General features: G+C 61.2%; 17 protein-coding genes. 10 read left to right on the top strand and 7 right to left on the bottom strand.

Annotated features, from left to right (window positions below; genetic code table 11):
* Positions 1-30 precede the first annotated feature (30 nt).
* The 3 genes from HRQ64_RS17170 to HRQ64_RS17180 form a co-directional block, all read right to left on the bottom strand.
* Positions 31-1,455: an aldehyde dehydrogenase family protein gene (locus HRQ64_RS17170; protein WP_172124623.1), complete on the bottom strand. Its 1,425-nt coding sequence runs from the start codon at positions 1,453-1,455 to the stop codon at positions 31-33.
* Positions 1,456-1,560: 105 nt separating this feature from the next.
* A complete protein-coding gene (locus tag HRQ64_RS17175) occupies positions 1,561-2,322 on the bottom strand; it encodes an SDR family oxidoreductase (RefSeq protein WP_172124625.1) in 762 nt (253 codons plus the stop codon).
* Positions 2,323-2,338: 16 nt separating this feature from the next.
* Positions 2,339-3,112 carry an aldolase/citrate lyase family protein gene (locus HRQ64_RS17180; protein WP_172124627.1) on the bottom strand — a complete coding sequence of 258 codons (774 nt, stop codon included), beginning with the start codon at positions 3,110-3,112 and terminating at the stop codon, positions 2,339-2,341.
* 202 nt (positions 3,113-3,314) lie between these two features.
* On the opposite strand from HRQ64_RS17180, the gene HRQ64_RS17185 reads away from it, so the two are divergent.
* Positions 3,315-4,208 (top strand): 3-keto-5-aminohexanoate cleavage protein, encoded by an 894-nt coding sequence (locus tag HRQ64_RS17185; RefSeq protein ID WP_172124629.1) that lies wholly within the window; start codon positions 3,315-3,317, stop codon positions 4,206-4,208.
* Between the two features lie 29 nt (positions 4,209-4,237).
* Positions 4,238-5,152, top strand: coding sequence for a hypothetical protein (locus HRQ64_RS17190; RefSeq protein ID WP_172124631.1), 915 nt, complete (start codon positions 4,238-4,240; stop codon positions 5,150-5,152).
* 75 nt (positions 5,153-5,227) lie between these two features.
* Here HRQ64_RS17190 and HRQ64_RS17195 read toward each other — a convergent pair whose 3' ends face one another.
* Positions 5,228-6,166 (bottom strand): DUF6282 family protein, encoded by a 939-nt coding sequence (locus HRQ64_RS17195; RefSeq protein ID WP_172124633.1) that lies wholly within the window; start codon positions 6,164-6,166, stop codon positions 5,228-5,230.
* Between the two features lie 118 nt (positions 6,167-6,284).
* On the opposite strand from HRQ64_RS17195, the gene HRQ64_RS17200 reads away from it, so the two are divergent.
* Entirely contained in the window at positions 6,285-7,091 is an 807-nt protein-coding gene (locus HRQ64_RS17200; RefSeq protein ID WP_127754275.1) for a helix-turn-helix domain-containing protein, read from the top strand.
* A gap of 256 nt (positions 7,092-7,347) precedes the next feature.
* Here the strand turns inward: HRQ64_RS17200 and HRQ64_RS17205 are convergent, their stop codons facing one another.
* Positions 7,348-8,157, bottom strand: coding sequence for an SDR family NAD(P)-dependent oxidoreductase (locus HRQ64_RS17205; protein ID WP_172124635.1), 810 nt, complete (start codon positions 8,155-8,157; stop codon positions 7,348-7,350).
* 47 nt (positions 8,158-8,204) lie between these two features.
* Here HRQ64_RS17205 and HRQ64_RS17210 point away from each other — a divergent pair, with 47 nt between their 5' ends.
* Together HRQ64_RS17210 and HRQ64_RS17220 are read left to right on the top strand one after the other, a co-directional pair.
* Positions 8,205-8,582: a helix-turn-helix domain-containing protein gene (locus HRQ64_RS17210; RefSeq protein ID WP_172124637.1), complete on the top strand. Its 378-nt coding sequence runs from the start codon at positions 8,205-8,207 to the stop codon at positions 8,580-8,582.
* 558 nt (positions 8,583-9,140) lie between these two features.
* The gene (locus HRQ64_RS17220) at positions 9,141-10,388 is read left to right on the top strand and encodes an MFS transporter (RefSeq protein ID WP_210258572.1); all 1,248 of its coding nucleotides are present in this window, start codon (positions 9,141-9,143) and stop codon (positions 10,386-10,388) included.
* Positions 10,389-10,527: 139 nt separating this feature from the next.
* On the opposite strand, the gene HRQ64_RS17225 is transcribed toward HRQ64_RS17220, so the two are convergent.
* Positions 10,528-11,418: a LysR family transcriptional regulator gene (locus tag HRQ64_RS17225; protein ID WP_172124641.1), complete on the bottom strand. Its 891-nt coding sequence runs from the start codon at positions 11,416-11,418 to the stop codon at positions 10,528-10,530.
* Between the two features lie 98 nt (positions 11,419-11,516).
* Between HRQ64_RS17225 and HRQ64_RS17230 the strand changes: the two genes are divergently transcribed.
* Positions 11,517-11,885, top strand: coding sequence for a hypothetical protein (locus tag HRQ64_RS17230; protein WP_172124643.1), 369 nt, complete (start codon positions 11,517-11,519; stop codon positions 11,883-11,885).
* A 90-nt stretch (positions 11,886-11,975) separates the two neighbouring features.
* On the opposite strand, the gene HRQ64_RS17235 is transcribed toward HRQ64_RS17230, so the two are convergent.
* A complete protein-coding gene (locus HRQ64_RS17235) occupies positions 11,976-12,566 on the bottom strand; it encodes a TetR/AcrR family transcriptional regulator (protein WP_172124645.1) in 591 nt (196 codons plus the stop codon).
* Between the two features lie 156 nt (positions 12,567-12,722).
* Here HRQ64_RS17235 and HRQ64_RS17240 point away from each other — a divergent pair, with 156 nt between their 5' ends.
* The 4 genes from HRQ64_RS17240 (at position 12,723) to HRQ64_RS17255 (ending at position 16,462) form a co-directional block, all read left to right on the top strand.
* On the top strand, positions 12,723-13,484 hold the full coding sequence (locus tag HRQ64_RS17240; protein WP_172124647.1) for an SDR family oxidoreductase: 762 nt from the start codon (positions 12,723-12,725) through the stop codon (positions 13,482-13,484).
* Between the two features lie 32 nt (positions 13,485-13,516).
* Positions 13,517-14,167: an NAD(P)-binding domain-containing protein gene (locus HRQ64_RS17245; RefSeq protein WP_172124649.1), complete on the top strand. Its 651-nt coding sequence runs from the start codon at positions 13,517-13,519 to the stop codon at positions 14,165-14,167.
* Positions 14,168-14,193: 26 nt separating this feature from the next.
* Complete coding sequence (locus tag HRQ64_RS17250) at positions 14,194-15,366, top strand: MFS transporter (protein ID WP_172124651.1); 1,173 nt, start codon at positions 14,194-14,196, stop codon at positions 15,364-15,366.
* Between the two features lie 259 nt (positions 15,367-15,625).
* Positions 15,626-16,462 carry an SDR family NAD(P)-dependent oxidoreductase gene (locus HRQ64_RS17255; RefSeq protein WP_248308212.1) on the top strand — a complete coding sequence of 279 codons (837 nt, stop codon included), beginning with the start codon at positions 15,626-15,628 and terminating at the stop codon, positions 16,460-16,462.

Genomic DNA, 16,462 nt, shown 5'->3' on the forward strand with positions numbered 1-16,462 from the left:
ACTCCTGAAGCTGATGCTGGTGTTCGGGCGCTAGCCTGGATAGCCCAGCACAGCCTTGACTTCGAGATACTCACGGAAGCCGTAGACCCCGAACTCGCGGCCATTTCCGGACTGTTTGTAGCCGCCGAACGGCAGACTGCGATCGAATGGTGCGCCATTTAGATAAACGCGCCCTGCCCTGATGCGCTTGGCCAGTTTGAGCGCGCGCTCAGGGTCGCTGGACTGGATGAAGCCTGCCAGACCAAAGGGCGTGTCATTGGCGATCTCGATCGCCTCCTCTTCGGTTTCGTAATTGAGGATTGAAAGAACCGGGCCGAAGATCTCTTCGCGGGCTATGGTCATCTGCCTGGTGACATCGCCGAACACCGTCGGGCAAACGTAGTAGCCCCGGTTCATCTCGGCTGGACGGCCAGTCCCGCCGGCGACCAGGGTGGCGCCCTCGTCGATGCCGCTCTGGATAAGCTTTTGCACCTTGTCGAACTGGCTCTGGCTGACCAGCGGTCCCAGAGTGGTCTCCGGCAGGAGCGGGTCGCCGAGGCGGATCGAGGCTACGGCGGTTCTTGCCGCATCGAAGGCGGCGTCGCGCTGCGAGACGTGGACAAGCATGCGGGTTGGAGACTGGCAGTTCTGGCCAGCATTAGTGTAGCAAGCGTGGACGCCCGCGATCACCGAGGCGCGAATATCAGCATCGCGCAGGATGATGTTGGCGGACTTGCCACCCAATTCCTGTGCCACCCGCTTAACAGTTGGGGCCGCCAGCATGGCCACGCGAATGCCGGCATTGGTCGAGCCGGTGAAAGAAACGAGGTCGATCTCGGGGTGTGAGGCAAGCGCCTCCCCCACCGTGGGCCCGTCGCCATTGACCAGATTGAACACGCCGGGCGGCAGACCTGAATCATGGATGATCTCGGCAAGGATCATCGCGCTGAGCGGAGCGATTTCGCTCGGCTTCAGCACCACGGTGCAGCCGGTCGCAATGGCCGGCGCAACCTTGGAGGCCACCTGGTTGAGCGGCCAGTTCCATGGCGTTATCAGCCCACACACGCCGATGGGCTCGTGGCGCACGATGCCGGGGCCCATGCGTTCCTCGAAAGCAAAGTCGGCGAGCACACGGGCGGCTTCCTCGAAGTGGAACAGCGCGACGGTGGCCTGGCGTTCGGTGGAAAAGGTGATCGGCGAACCCATTTCCAACGTCATGGTCCGCGCCAGTTCGGGCAGCCGCGCGCGGAAGCCCGAGATAATGCCGCCAAGCCAGATCAAGCGCTGCTCGACGCTGGTCTCAGAGTAGGATGCGAAAGCGCGACGGGCCGCGCTCGCGGCGCGATCCACATCGGCAGACGAGCCCAGGCTGATCCGGCCGATGGTTTCCTCCGTCGCCGGATTGACTACGCCCAAAGTCGTGGCGCCGACGGGCTCGACCCACTGGCCATCGATATAGAAGTTCAGCTTATCCATGCCTGCCACCTAAGCCCGTAAGGCCGATCGCTTTCATCACTAGTGCATCATCCTCTGGTCGCAAGGCACCGGCAGCAGGCGTTCCGCCTGGCGAGGCGAACTGTCTCAGAGGTGCCGGCCCTCATCCACCGGCACGACGATGCCGGTGGAGCTGGTCAAATTGACGATACAGGCCACCACGGCGCGAGCCACATCGTCAGGTGTGGTGACATGGCCAAGCGGCAGCCGTTCGGCGGTCTTTTCCAGCTGCTCGCGCGTGCGTCCCGGCACAAAGCCCGTATCGACGCCAGCGGGCGAGACCGAAAACACCCGGACCTTGGGTGCCAGCACCTTGGCCAAAGCGATGGTGAGCGCATCGACACCCGCCTTGGCCGCTACATAGGCCAGGCTGCTGCCGATTCCCGTTTTTGCGGCAATTGACGAGACATTGACGATCGCTGCGCCGGTGCCGCGCTCCAGCAGGGGGCGAAAGGTTCGCATGACTGCAAATGGCCCCCGCAGATTGATCAGAACCGTTTGATCAAAGATGTCGTCGCTCAGAGCGGCGAGGTCGGCCACTGGCACAGGTGTCGTGGATCCACCTGAGTTGACCAGCGCGTCGAGGCTGCCGAAGCGTTGCTCGATGGCAGCGGCCGCCTCGGCGATGGTCCCGCCATCCTCCATGGAGATCCGCATGGCAAGGTGGCCGCTGCCCTTTAAACCAGCAACAACTTCATTGGCAGTTTCAGCGTGGCTGTTGTAGCCAACGACAACGGTTGACCCTAAGGCGGCAAGTCGCGCGGCGGTCGCCCGGCCGATGCCACTGCTGCCGCCAGTCACCAAAACGGTGCGTGGGACGGCGAGCGGCGGAACATCAAATAAATCCATGCCAGATCTCCGATTCTTACGCAGAGAAATCCTTGAGCGCCGCCGTGGCGGCGTTGCGGATGAAGCCGTGATCGCTTGAGAGCACGATGGCTGTGGCGCCCAGGGCGGTGACGAACTCCATATCCGGCTTGGTCGTCGGCAGCATCATGAGGGGGGTATTGGCGTCCTTGGCGGCATCAGCCACACGGCGGGCAATGTCCGCGACATTGAGCGCGGCCTCGGGGTTGTCACGGAACGAGGCCGTCAGGTCGCCCCGCCCGACAAAGAGGGCGTCGATGCCCTCAAGTTTAGCGATGTCGCCGGCCTGATCAATGGCGTCCTGATCCTCGATCATGGGGATCACGGCGATCTGACTATCCTGCAATTCCATATGCTGGACTGAACCCACGCTGCCCCAGTTGCTCGCCCGCGACAGCCCGACAAAACCTCGGCTGCCAGGAGTGTAGTGGGCAGCGCGAGCGATTGCCCGAGCTTTTTCGACGGAAGCAACATGGGGGACCATGATGCCCATCGCCCCAGAGTCGAGACAAGACAGAACATTGGCTTCGGTAAATTCAGGAATTCGAACGATCGGCGCGAGGTTTGCGGCGCGGGCAGCGAAAATCATCAGGTCGGTGATCGAGCGATCCAGCGGCGCATGCTCCTGATCGATGATGATGAAGTCGTAGCCAATCTGCCCCAGCATTTCGATGACTTGGGTAGTTGGCAGCTTAACGAAGGTGCCAAAGAGACGCTCGCGCGCCAAAAGACGGGCACGAAAGGTGGAGAAGTGGGGGCGCTGCTCAGACATGGATCGTTCCCTTTTGCGCACCTTCTATACGTAGACGGCAGCAGCCCGAGACGTTGAACCGGCGCCATTTCCCTGTGCGAAATGGCCTCGACACGGCGTTTCCTTGAGCGAAACGGTGCCGGAATCCGGTTGCTGGTGGCAGACAGCAAGTGGGACTTAGCCCTCACCAAGCCGCCTATGCGGCCGTTCGAAGGACCTGACCGTGGCCGATCCCACCATCCTCACCTGCGCGGTGACGGGCAATATCACGACCTTGGCGCAAACGCCTTATCTGCCCGTAACGCCCGAGCAGATCGCCAATGCTGGGCTTGAGGCTCTCCGAGCAGGCGCTGCAATCATCCATGTGCATGTGCGCCATGACGATGGGCGTCCTAGCATGGAACTCAAACATTACCGCGAAGTGGTCGAGCGCCTTCGCGCGGCCGACGAAGATGTGGTCATCAACCTGACTACCGGGCCGGGGCAGCGGTTCATTCCAAGCGAGGAAAATCCCAGCATTGCCGCACCCGGCACAACGCTGATGCGGCCTGAACCACGCGTGTCGCATGTGGAAGTGCTTCGCCCCGAACTCTGCAGCCTCGATTTCAATACGATGTATTCGGGCACGTCGGTGGTTATCAATACGCCGACAAACCTTTCCATCATGGCTGAGCGCATTCAGGCGGCAGGCGTACGTCCCGAAGTCGAGGTGTTCGACGGCGGCGACATTCAACTGCTCAACGACATGGTGCGTCAGGGCAAGCTGGAGACGCCGGTATTCTGTCAGATCGTGCTGGGGGTACGCTACGGCGCCGTCGCCACGCCAGAAACGATGGCTTATCTCAAGAGCCTGCTGCCGGCGGGCTCGAACTGGGGTGGGTGCGGCATTGGCCGCTATGAATTTCCGATGCTGGCCCAAGCCTGGCTGCTGGGCGGCCACATCCGGGTCGGGCTCGAGGACAACATTTTCCTTGAAAAGGGCGTGCTAGCCCAAAGCAACACGCAACTGGTTGAGAAAGCGGTTCGGCTCGTGCGGGAGTTGGGCGGCCAAGTGGCTACGCCTGGCGAGGCACGGGAAATCCTCGGGCTCAAGAAGCAGGCGCCGCTTTCCGAATAGCCTGCACAATAATCTTAGGGACAACTGACATGTATAATTCCAGCGATCCGCGATCCACCCTGTCCGGCGATAAGCCGAAACCCGAAGCGAGCTGGGTGCACAACTCGTTCTTCGGCTCGCAACTCGCGCTGTTCTATGGCACCCCGCCCCAGATCAAGGACGCTAGTGGCGAGACCTGGATCAGCCGGGGGCAGAACTTCGTCGTCGCCTACAGCAAGGCCTTGGAAGGCGGCGCGTTCGAGCGTACCGCGCAGGCCGACGAATACGCTGTTGTCATCCCCGATGCAGAAACGCGGGTCGAGATCACAACCGAAGCTGGCACCGAGCTGGTACCAGGATATTCGGTAGTATTCGTGCCCCCCGGCAAGAGCACTATTCGCATGCTAACGCCGGGTACAATCGTGCGGCTGCTGACGCCGAAATCGGCGGATATGGCCAATGCCGCTTCAAATGCCGACGCCTTCGCTGACCCGCACCCCAATGTGCCGCCGTTCCAGGCCTGGCCCGAGCCTGCTGATGGGTTGAAACTGCGGTGGTACACGCTGGACGTGCCTGAGGATCCGTCGCGCTTTGGCCGCATCTTCCGCTGCACCACCTTCATGGTGAACTTCCTCACCCCCCGCGTTGGTCCGCGGGCGCGCGACAACGTCTCGCCGCACCACCACGACGATTTCGAGCAGTGCTCGCTGGCGCTCAGTGGCGCCTTTACACACCATCTGCGCTGGCCCTGGACCACGAACATGAATGTATGGCGTGAGGACGAGCACCTTTATTGCGAGTCCCCCTCGATCTGCGTGATCCCGCCGCCTTCGATCCATACCACGACAGCCGAAGGGCCGGAGGTGAACCAACTTGTGGACATTTTCGCGCCGCCGCGGCTGGATTTCTCGCTCAAGCCCGGCTGGGTGCTAAATGCAGACGACTACCCGCTGCCCAACGGATAGCGAGGGCCGAGCCGTAGACACGAAAAGCCGGGGCATGAGCACCCCGGCTTCTTCTATTAGGTATTGGCTCCCGCCTCAGGTCGCCAGGCCCACGAGGCGCGCAGGATTGTGGGTAACCATGGTGCGAACATCGGCCTCGCTGTAGCCCAGCGCCAGGCAGAGCTTGATTGCCTGTCGCATGCCTTCGACCGGGGTGGGATTGTCCACCTGGCCAAGGTCAGATCCGATCGACGAATTGGCGACACCCGCCGCATCAATGTGATCCTTGAGTTCCTGGGGGGAATAAACATTGAAGCGCGAGTCGACATACATGGCGGCGGACTGCTCTACGATCACGCCAAGATTGGCGAAGTCGCGCACGTCTTCAGGGGTGAAGTGTAATCCGTACATCGGATGGTTGATCAACAGGCGCTTGACGCCACGGCTGCGTGCCTCGTCAAACAGCTTCCAAATTTCCCAAACATGCAGGTGGCCTGACGACAGGATAACGTCGAACTCGGCGATCTGATCAAGGATTTGCTTAACAACGTCGAGGACATTGCCCAGCTCATCGACGACCGTCAAAGCCGGCGAATTCATCAGTTGCACATTGGAGACGAGCCGCGACTTGCGGTGCGAACTGCGGATGTGGTTGGCGGACTGCGCTGTGGGCATCCAGATCAGCTTGGCGCCCATCTTGAGTTGGGCGTCGACCACATAGGGGTTCAGACCGCCCGTGGAGTTGTTGAGCACGAGCCCGCTGAACATGGAGAATTCGTCGTTATCGATCAGCCGCTCCATCAGCGGGATGAACGGGGCGGAAGAATAGTGATGATCCTTGAACAGCACGGCCCGCATACCAGCGGCTATGGCCTCTTCGGCGGCCTGCATATGGTCAAGCTGGCGCGGCATGGTCGAGGGGCCGGAATGCACATGCAGGTCCAATGCACCCCGCAGCAGACCCGCCGCGACGTCTTCATCGACGCCGGCCATAAGCTCCCGCGCCTGTTCCCGATTTTGTGCACTCGTGCCCATAAAACTCTCCCGCCTGATACCCAGTCGGCATAGAGGTTGACGCCGGCGCGGCTCAACCTATAGTCCCCCCTGTTTCGTGCTGCGGAACAACAATGCGCCATGGAATAAGGGGCAAACGGTGGGCATACGCTCGATCGAACGGTGTCTAAATGTGCTGCTGGAACTCAACCGGCAACCTATAAACACGATCGCGCAATTGCATGCCCGCACAGGACTGCCCAAGCCCACGCTCGTTCGTATCCTCAAGACCCTGGAAGAGGCGGGCTATGTGGAGAACGATACGCGACAAGGCGGCTATCAGGTGAGCGGGCTGGTGACCTCGCTTAGTTCGGGCTACCATAAGAGCCCGCTCGTAGTTGAAGCCGGCCGTGCCTGGGCGCTGGCCATTACCCGCAAGCACAAGTGGCCCATAGCCATCGCCCTGCCAGACTATACCAGCATGGTTGTGCGCTTCAGCACGGTGCCCGACAGCCCGGTGTCGCCATTCCATAGCACGGTCAACCGACGCCTGCAGATGCTGACACGAGGCTTGGGCTTGGCCTATGTCGCGTTTATCGAGAGCGAAGAGTTTGCGCTTATCCTTGACGCGCTGACCAAGTCGGAAGATCCCGAGGATGGCCTCAGCCATCATCCACAGGAGGTCCACCGTTTGCTGGCACAGGTGCGCAAGGCGGGCTACGCGACGCGCGCCTCATTTGTCGAGCCGCGCAATTCGAACACCATTGCCGTGCCGATCATTAGCCTTGAGGGACGCGTGCTGGCGAGCCTGGGGCTGACCTATTTCAAATCCGCCTTCACATCTGAACTGGAGGCCTGCGAGCGCTTTGTTCCAATCCTCCAGTCAGCAGCCGTCGCCATCGCGGATGACCTTGGCCGCCTTTCCAACAAAATGGCGGTGGACGTGTCCGAATTCGGCGCGATCTGAAGGCGCTCGCCAGACCTCGCTTCGAAAGCGGCGCGATAATTTGCGCCATGGCGCGGCCGTACTGGAGCCCGTTGTCGAAACTACCCGGGGGTAAGCACTCTGCGGGGGACAACGTCCACCCGCTCGCTTGGCCCAAGGACGCCAGGCGACCGCCATTCGCCGGCTGCCCGCCTGCAACTAGGATGCGCCTAACCGGTCAAGTCACCGACATGAATGCTGACGTGGTCGAAAATGCTCATTGATCGTTCCGCATCACTTAAGTGGTCGGCAACATGCCGCCATCCAATCGCAGGTTCGACCCAGTGATATAGCCGGCTCTAGGGCTGACCAGGAAGGCGATGGCGTCCGCAATTTCCTCCAATGTTCCAACGCGGCCGAGTGGGACTTGCGCAAACATGGGCAACACGGCCTGTTCAACCTGCTCCCAAGCCGCGCCCGCGGGAATACCGTTGGCAATGCCAACAGTTCGGAAACCGGTCTCGAGGCTGGTGCTGCGAATAGTGCCAGGCGACACGGTGTTCACGGTAATGCCGTCGAGCGCCACCGCCTTTGCCAATGACGCCGTCATCGCGACCATGGCGGCTTTCGCCGCCGAATAGTCCGGCCGCGTCGCGGGCGGCATCATGCCAGCCAAGCTCGCGATGTTGATGACCCGCCCCCACTTGGCCGCCCGCATATGCGGCAGCAACAAAGCCGTTACCCTGACCGCGGCCACCACGTTGCGATCAAAAGCGGAAGCCCAGGTGGCCGCCCGCGTATTAGTCCAGTCCTCGGTGCCGCCGGAGCCACCGGCATTATTGACCACGATGTTGATCGGGCCAGCAAGGTCCCGTGCTTCGGTAACGAGGCGCTGCACGTCTCCATCAAGTGTCAGGTCCCCGACCACCGCATGGGCGCGCCCGCCATCGGCCACGATCTCTTTTGCAACCTGCTCGGTTTTGCCACGATCGCGACCATGGACAATGACGGTCGCCTTCTCGCGAGCGAGCCCACGCGCAATCGCCTCGCCGATCCCTTTGCTGCTCCCGGTAACGAGTGCGACTTTGCCGTCCAGTTTCAAATCCATGCCGTAGCGCCTATCGTAAAGTTCGTTTTGCATAGATAGACCCGCCCATGACCCAGACAATTACGCACTTAAAAGTGCCTGCACCCAATCCGGATCGGTCTGCTTGCCTCGGGCCAGAGGGATCGGCGGCCCATGTCACGAGAGTGTTGGTCATGGTCAGCGGTCGCTGGAAACTTCCGATCCTGTTCCGTCTTGTCGAGCGACCGACACTGCGAAACTCAGAACTCAGACGGGACATGCCGGAGGTTTCCCAGAAGATGCTGACGCAGCATCTGCGGGAGTTGGAGAATGACGGGTTGGTGATCCGACAAGATTTTGGCGAGCAACCACCGCGCGTCGAGTACAGCCTCAGCGATGCCGGCCGCGGTTTGATCCCGGTGCTGGCAGCCGCAAAGCGGTTCTCGGAAAGCCACCCAGGCGGTTAGGTCCGGAGCCCGAAGCCGACGTGCCAAGACATCAATGGTCCTGTCGGTCAGCCGCTGTCTGTTGGCGCGGTCGGAGCGTCAAGGTCCCGGGGCGATGAGAGTGCGGATCAGCCCGGGCGCAATGGCGTTCACATTGGTGCGCAAGTCGGCGACTTCTAATGCCACGCTGCGGGTGAAGGTGAGCAGGCCCCCTTTGCAGCGCCATGGAATGAAGCCCCGGGGTCCGGATCGCCTCATGCACGCAGGTGATGTTGATGATCTTGCCGGCTCCCTCCGCGTCGCGGCGGCGCCTAGTGAACTCTCGGCTAAAATGGAACGCACCTTTCCAACTGAAGTACTTTGCCGTTGCAGATAGATAGCGAAGTGAATACGTAAGCCGTGTCGGAAAAGGCATGACTTGGTGTGGTTGGCCCAAGTCCTTTCGGAAACGGAAGCTCTGCCCTTGCCTAGCGCATGAGGTCCCACGACGAACATCTGCCGCCGTTACAGGCGCCGACTGTTCGTCCGTGTGGTTCGCAACCGACGAGCTGCTCCGGTCGAACGACACAGGAGCAATTCATGCACGATCCACAGCCGACTCCTTCGCTGTTTACCCGTTTGACTGGTCGCACCGGCGTTATTGCGATCTCGGTCTTCCTCAACTTTGCCGGTTTTACGCTCATCATCCCGGTGCTGCCGTTCTCAGTCGCGCGCTACGTCTCCGCCGCGGAAGTAGCGTTTTGGGTGTCGCTGATCATAGCCGTCTACGCGCTTTGCTCCTTCGTCGCGGCGCCAGTGCTCGGGGCGATGAGCGACCGCTTCGGCCGACGCCCGATCCTGCTACTATCCCTGTGCGGGTCGGCGCTGAGCTTTGCCGTGTTCGGCATCGGGGGGGCCCTCTGGGTCCTTGTGCTGGGCCGCATCATCGAGGGCCTTACGGCGGGCAGCATTTCGGCAATGTACGCGTATGTCGCCGATACCCATGCTCCCGAAGAGCGCGGACCGGCCTTCGGTTTGCTTGGTGCAGCCGGTGGCTTAGGTTTCATGCTTGGGCCGGTCCTCGGGGGCCTGCTCGGGCAAATATCGCTTTCCGCTCCGCTCTATGGGGCCGCGGGGCTGGCAGTGCTCAATGCAGTTCTGGTCCAGCTTTATATGCCAGAAAGCCATCCTTCCGAGAGTCGCAGCGCGGGCCTTCATTGGGGTCAGTTCAACGTTTTCGGGCAACTGGCGGGAGCACTTCGTAACCGGCGTCTGCGGCTGCTCTTTGGTGTGGTGTTCTGCTTTGCTTTCGGCAGCACGGTCCTCCAGTCGAATTTGGCGGTGCTGCTCAAGGAACTGCTGGCTTTCGGCCCTGCAACTGTTGGGTTGGTGCTGGCGGGTATTGGTGTGATGGACATCGTCAGTCAAGGGCTTGTCGCACCCCGATTACTGCCACGCTTCGGCGAACGGCGCGTGGCCATCGCTGGGCTTATCATTAACGGGGCCGGACTCGTTATGCTGTCACTTCTTGCCATTTTTCCCACGTTGCTGCTGCTGATCTGCGGGATGGCGATGTTCACGTTCGGTGACGGGTTATTTCAGCCATCTGTCAGCGCGCTAATCTCCGACGCTGCCCCAGCTGGACGGCAGGGGGAGGTGCAGGGAGCAAACCAGTCCCAGCAATCAATTGCTCGTATGTTCGGCCCGCTTGCCAGTGCATGGCTCTACGGGCTCTTCGCCGGTGCTCCGTATGCCGCGGCAGCAGCTTTTGTGCTCTTGGCTGCCAGCACACTTTACGCGCGCTCGACTAGCACCCCGCTTAACTCGGCATCCGTTCGCAACGCTTGAGCCAATGAAGCCAGCAGCTGTTCCGGCACTATGCGCCGATCGGCGGCAGCTTTCGGGCTACGGCATTTGGTTTGGAAAGACCGAAAGGGGTCGTGATCGGCCGGTCGGTCGACTGCGGAGGCATCGCCCGCCCGCGTGCCTATGGTGCCTTCATGGCATCGATAAAGGCGCGGAGGGCTGGAGGTTGGTTGAGCCGGCCAGCATAGTACAAATGATTGGGCGGCACGTGGTAGTGCCAGTCCTCCAGCACCCGAACCAGCTCTCCCGAGGCTAGATAAGGCGCAACATGTCGCTGCAGCACGATGGTAACGCCCACGCCTTCGCGGGCGCAGGCGAGCAGCAAATCATTGTCGCTCGTCACGAACGTGCCGGGAGCGTCTAAAGCCAGCGTCTGGCCATCGCGCTCAAAGGTCCAGCGGTGGATGAAGCGGGCCGAAGGGTAGCGAAAGTTGAGGCAGTTGTGCCCTGTTAAATCCTGAGGGTGCTGCGGCGTCCCGAATCGGGCGATATAGGACGGCGCGGCGACCACATAGAGCGTATCACCTTCATCAAGCCGAATGGACACCATGTCCTTTTCCAGCGAGGGCGCTCGCCTGATACCAGCATCGAACCCTGCGGCCACGATGTCCACCAAGCCATCATCGATCACCAGCTCCACGACGATTTCGGGGTAATCGGTCGAGAAGCGGCGCAGCTTGGGCAGCACCAGCTCAAACGCTGCTGAGCGATGCGTTGTAACCCTGACCCGCCCGGAGGGGCGGCCGCGATCAGCGTCAAGATCGGCGATGGCCAGATCGATTTCAGCGATGGCGGGCCGCAAGCGGGCGAGAAGACGTTCGCCGGCCTCGGTCGGCGCAACGCTGCGAGTGGTGCGATTGAGCAGGCGCACGCCCAGTCGGTTCTCCAATGCCTTGACCCGGTGGCTCAATGCGGATGCGGAAACACCTAGCAGAGGGGCAGCCCGGCTAAAGCCGCCCGCCTCCACTATTGCGGCCAGAACAGCCATGTCGCCCCAGGTGTCACGATCCATTGCTGAGCTCCATTCACAAGCCTTGCAAGTTCTTCCCAGCTAGTCCTCAGGGATCACAGGATACATCTTTGGTCCTGTCAACACGAAAGGACACTTCCATGTTTCTGAAAACCAGCTTTGTCGCCCTTGCCCTGTTCGCCGCTTCTCCCGTTGCTATGGCAGCAGAAAGCTTGGTGTCGGATCGCGAGATCAACGGTCATTCGATCAGCGAGATCGAGGCAAATCTTAAAGCCAAAGGCATCGACGTCACGGGCATCGAGAAATGGGGTGACGCCTTGCGTGCTCACGCCCAGAGCGCAAGTGGCGAGGTCTACTGGCTATTCGTCGATCAGCATACATTTCGGACGCTCGAGGCCGCCCCTGCAGTAGCCACCAGCCTTGACGTAGGCACGACCTCGGGCGCCGTCCGCACCGCGCCTTCCTCATCTCAGGCGCCACTCTCACTTTCTCAGAACAGTGACGAGTAACCGACCTGACTCGAGGCTGTCACCAGCCTCGAGTCCCATTGGCTTGTGCCGGGAAGATCCCCCGGGCAAAGGTCCAATCGAGCTTCCAACCTATGCAAACTTGGCGGGCCAGGCGGAAAGTGCCTGCTCGGCCACCGCTTCCAGCATCGCGCGATTAAAGCCGGCTTTGGCCTGCAAGGCCATGCCGTGCAGGACTGCCATCAGGAAAGCCGCGAGGGCCGCGGGCTTGGCAGTCGGGGGCAAGTCACCCTCGGCTACTGCCCGCTCGAAGCGCTCGCGGAACTGGATTTCGCCTGCAGCACGCACATCGATCAGCGCCTGTCGGATCGGCTCGGCATCATCCGATGCAGCCACAGCCCCATTGATGTTCAAACAGCCCGTGTGCCCGGGATAGCGGGTGTTCAGGTCGGCTGAGCTGAACAGCATATGGGCAGCGACATCCCGTGCTGTCGGCAGAGCGAGAGCTTCGGGAATGAATGTCAGGTAGTGCTCGTTGTAGCGCGCCAGGGCCAGGCGAAACAGCGCTTCCTTATTGCCAAAGGCGGAGTAAAGCGCGGGCCTTTCCACGCCAGCGGCCTTGGTGAGGTCGGCATAGGAAGCCCCCTCATAGCCCTTGTCCCAAAACACCCCCAGCGCCGCATCAAGTACTTTATCGGGGTCAAACTCGCGATGACGTCCCATCAGCTCAACTCAACACATTCCATAACGGCTATTATTAAACCGCTTGACACGCTACGTCAAGATTTCGTAATCGTCATTACCGTAACGGACATTATGCAATAGATTTCGCCGCATTATACGCCCGGCCGGAAGCTGGTCGTCCATGAAAGACTTCTCATGTCAAATATCTTAGCAGGCAAGATTGCCCTGGTGACTGGTGGCTCGCGCGGTTTGGGTGCCGCCACAGCTGAGGCGCTGGCTGACCAAGGCGCAGATGTCGCCATCAGCTATGTTGCCTCCGCCGGGAAAGCCGAAGCACTGGTCAACAAACTCAAGGCGAAGGGTGTGCGCGCCCTGGCGATCCAAAGTGATCAGGCTGACACCGCCGCGGCAAAACCCTTGATTGAAAAGGTCCTGGCCCATTTTGGCAAGCTCGACATCCTCGTCAACAACGCGGCGATCGTCGCCAAGGGGCAGATGGTCGACGATCTCGCCCTGGATACGGGCGCTCTCGACCAGCAGTGGCAAGTCAACGTCCTCGGCGTGGTGGCAACCACGCGGGCGGCAGCATCGGTGCTCTCCGATGGCGGCCGCATCATCTTCATCGGCTCGCTGAACGGCACCCATGCTCTGGTTACCGGTGTTGCCGACTATGCGGGAACCAAAGCCGCCATCAACGGCTACGCCAAGGGTGTCGCCCGGGACCTGGGTGGCCGCAGCATCACGGTCAACGTCGTCCAGCCCGGCGCGATGCCCACCGACATGATGGCCAACGTCTTCGGCGGCACTGTTGCTCCCGACGCTTTTCTGGATCTGCACCCTATCCGCCGGATCGCCACACTCAAGGAAGTGTCAGAGGTGATCTGTTTTCTGGCAGGCCCGCATGCCGGCTACATGACGGGCGGCATTATCGATGTGGCTGGTGGCCTCGGCATCTGAAAGCTCGTGGCCCAGTCCGTCTAGGAGCTGTCATGACCACGATCGGCATCATCGGTGCAGGCGAAGTCGGCACACAGTTCGCGCGCGCAGCCATCGCGAATGGCTACCACGTCGTGCTGGCCAATTCGCGAGGCCCTGAAACGCTGCGCGACCTCGTTCAAGAACTGGGGCCATCAGCTCAAGCCGCAACTGCGGCACAAGCTGGAGCCGCAGCCGATTTCGTGGTCGTGGCAGTGCCGCTCAAGTTGATCAACGACATGCCCGTCGACGAACTCGCGGGCAAAATCGTGCTCGACACCAACAACTACATGATCTGGCGTGACGGCCATTTCCCCCTCGTCGATTCCGGCGAAAAGACCGTGCACGAACTGCGCCAGGAGCAGCTTCCCACATCGAAAGTGGTCAAGGCCTTCACCCATATCCAGGCGCCCCGGATCAATAGCTGGGGTCGACCGGCCGGAGCCCCCGACCGGCTAGCGCTGTCAACTTCAAGCAATTTCTCCGAAGCCGTAGAGCTCGTCACCCGGCTTTACGATCAGTTCGGTTTCGACACCGTGGACCATAGTCCGCTCAGCCAATCCTGGCGCAGCGCTCGCGGGCAACCGGCGTGGAAGCAGGAGCGCCAAACCCGGCCAGAGCTGATGGCCAATTTGGCCCGGGCACGCCCCATCGTTCTGGCCTAGTAGCCCATATTCAAGGAATATCCGCCATGACATCGACCGCCTATGCGCCCTCCTTGCCGTTATGGGGAGCCGTGCTTGCTATGAGCCTTGGCATATTCGGCATCGTTGGAGCCGAGCTTCTGCCGGCAAGCCTGCTCACTTCCATGGCCCACGACCTTGAGGTCACCGAAGGCATGGCCGGCCAGGCTGTGACCGTGACTGCCGGCGTGGCCGTCCTTACCAGCCTGCTCGTTGCCGCCGCGAGCGGTCGCGTGGATCGCCGCAATGTGCTGATTTTTCTCACCTCCCTGCTGGTCGTGTCCAATCTCCTTGTGGCCGTGGCGCCTTCGCTGAACCTGTTGCTGCTCGCCCGCATGATGCTCGGGATTTCGCTTGGCGGCTTCTGGGCATTGTCCGCGGCGACAATGATGCGGCTGGTCCCGGAGAAAGACATCGCCAAGGCATTGGCAATCCTGTTCGGGGGCGTTTCTGCGGCTACCGTGTTTGCCGCGCCGCTTGGCAGCTTGTTGGGCGATCTCTGGGGATGGCGGGCCGTTTTTGTGGCAGCGGCAGGTTTGGGCGCCCTTGCTCTCCTCGCGCAATTGGTGCTGCTGCCGTCCATGCATTCCGAGCAGGCGGCACGTTTGAGTACCGTGTTTCGCCTCTTGCGCCGGCCAGGCCTAGGCTTGGGAATGTTGGCTTTCCTGCTGGTGTTCACTGGCCATTTTGGCTTCTTCACGTATCTTCGCCCGTTTCTTGAAACGGTGACGCGGGCGGGCCCGATGGGTGTCACCTCCATACTGCTCATCTTCGGCATCGGCACCTTTGTGGGCAATTCAGTGAGCAGCCGGCTGATCGAGCGCTCGATGTTCGGGACGCTGGCAACAATGCCCCTTCTGCTTGCGGTTCTAGCCATCCTGCTGGCGACCCTTGGTGGCAACGCGTTTGCCGACGCGGCACTCACCGCCATCTGGGGTTTCGCCTTCGGCATTATTCCGGTTTCCTGGTCGACATGGGTCACCCGCGTCGCACCCGATGAAGCGGAGTCCGGCGGCGGCTTGTTGGTGGCAACGGCCAACCTCGCAATCACCATTGGAGCGGCAGCAGGCGGCTGGATCTTCGACCACAATGGTTCGCGGATGGTATTCTTTGCCTGCGCGGCGGTTCTGGCCTTGAGCTTCGTGTCGACCCTCATGCTGAAGGCCCGCCCAAGCAGATGACCCTTTCCATGGTGCAGGTACCAGTCACCTCACCTGCCCCAGAGTGTGGTTCGTATCACGAGCGGCTCACGAGACCGTGGCGGGCAGGGCTGCGCCTTGTTCGTGAGACTGGATGGTCACTGTCTCGCCCTAGCCATGTCACCCCAAGTGTCACGATGCATTGCTGAGCCCCATTCACAAGGCTTGCAAGTTCATCCCAGCTAGTCGGCAGGGATCACAGGAGACATCTTTGGTCCTGTCGAAACGAACACCAGTTCCCATGTTTCTGAAAACACGAAAGGGCATCACAATGGCTGAAAAAGTATGGTTTCTCACTGGCGGATCACGCGGTTTCGGTCGGATCTGGACGGAGGCGGCACTCAAGCGCGGGGACAAGGTTGCGGTCGCCGCGCGCGACCCAGCCTCGCTTGTCGAACTGACCGAAAGGTTCGGCGATCAGGTGCTTCCGCTGACGCTCGACGTCACCGACTCCGATGCCGCGATCAAGGCCGTTCACATGGCCCACGATCATTTCGGCCGGCTCGACATCGTCGTGTGCAACGCGGGCTTCGGGATGGTCGGCGCGGTAGAGGAGGTCAGCATTGAACAAGCGCGCCTCGTCATGGACACCGACTTCTTTGGCATGCTGGCAGTCGTGAAAGCTGCGTTGCCGATCATGCGCGCCCAAGGGTCTGGTCACATCCTGACTGTGGCCAGCACCGCGGGCATCATGGCAACACCATGCGGTGGGCTCTATAATGCGGCCAAGTTCGCGGTCGTAGGCTTGGGTGAAGCCCTTGCCGGCGAAGTCGCGCGGCTGGGCATCAACGTCACGATCATCGAGCCAGGCCCGCACGCTACGGACTTCACAAGCGCGTCCTCGATGGTCGTTGCCCAGCCGATCGACGCCTACGGGCCCCTTCGGGACGAACTTGCGGCGGCGTATCCGGCCGGGGGCGCCAATGATCCCCGTACAACAGCTGCCGCAATATTGGCAGTTGTGGATGCCCCCCACCCGCCCTTGCACCTGCTGCTTGGCAGCGGCCGGGCACAGATCGATCAAGTCTATGCCGGCCGGACCGCCGACTGGGATGCCTGGTCTGACGGTCCGCACTGA

The sequence above is a fragment of the Devosia sp. 919 genome (genome assembly GCF_013185965.1).
Classification (GTDB): Bacteria; Pseudomonadota; Alphaproteobacteria; order Rhizobiales; family Devosiaceae; genus Devosia.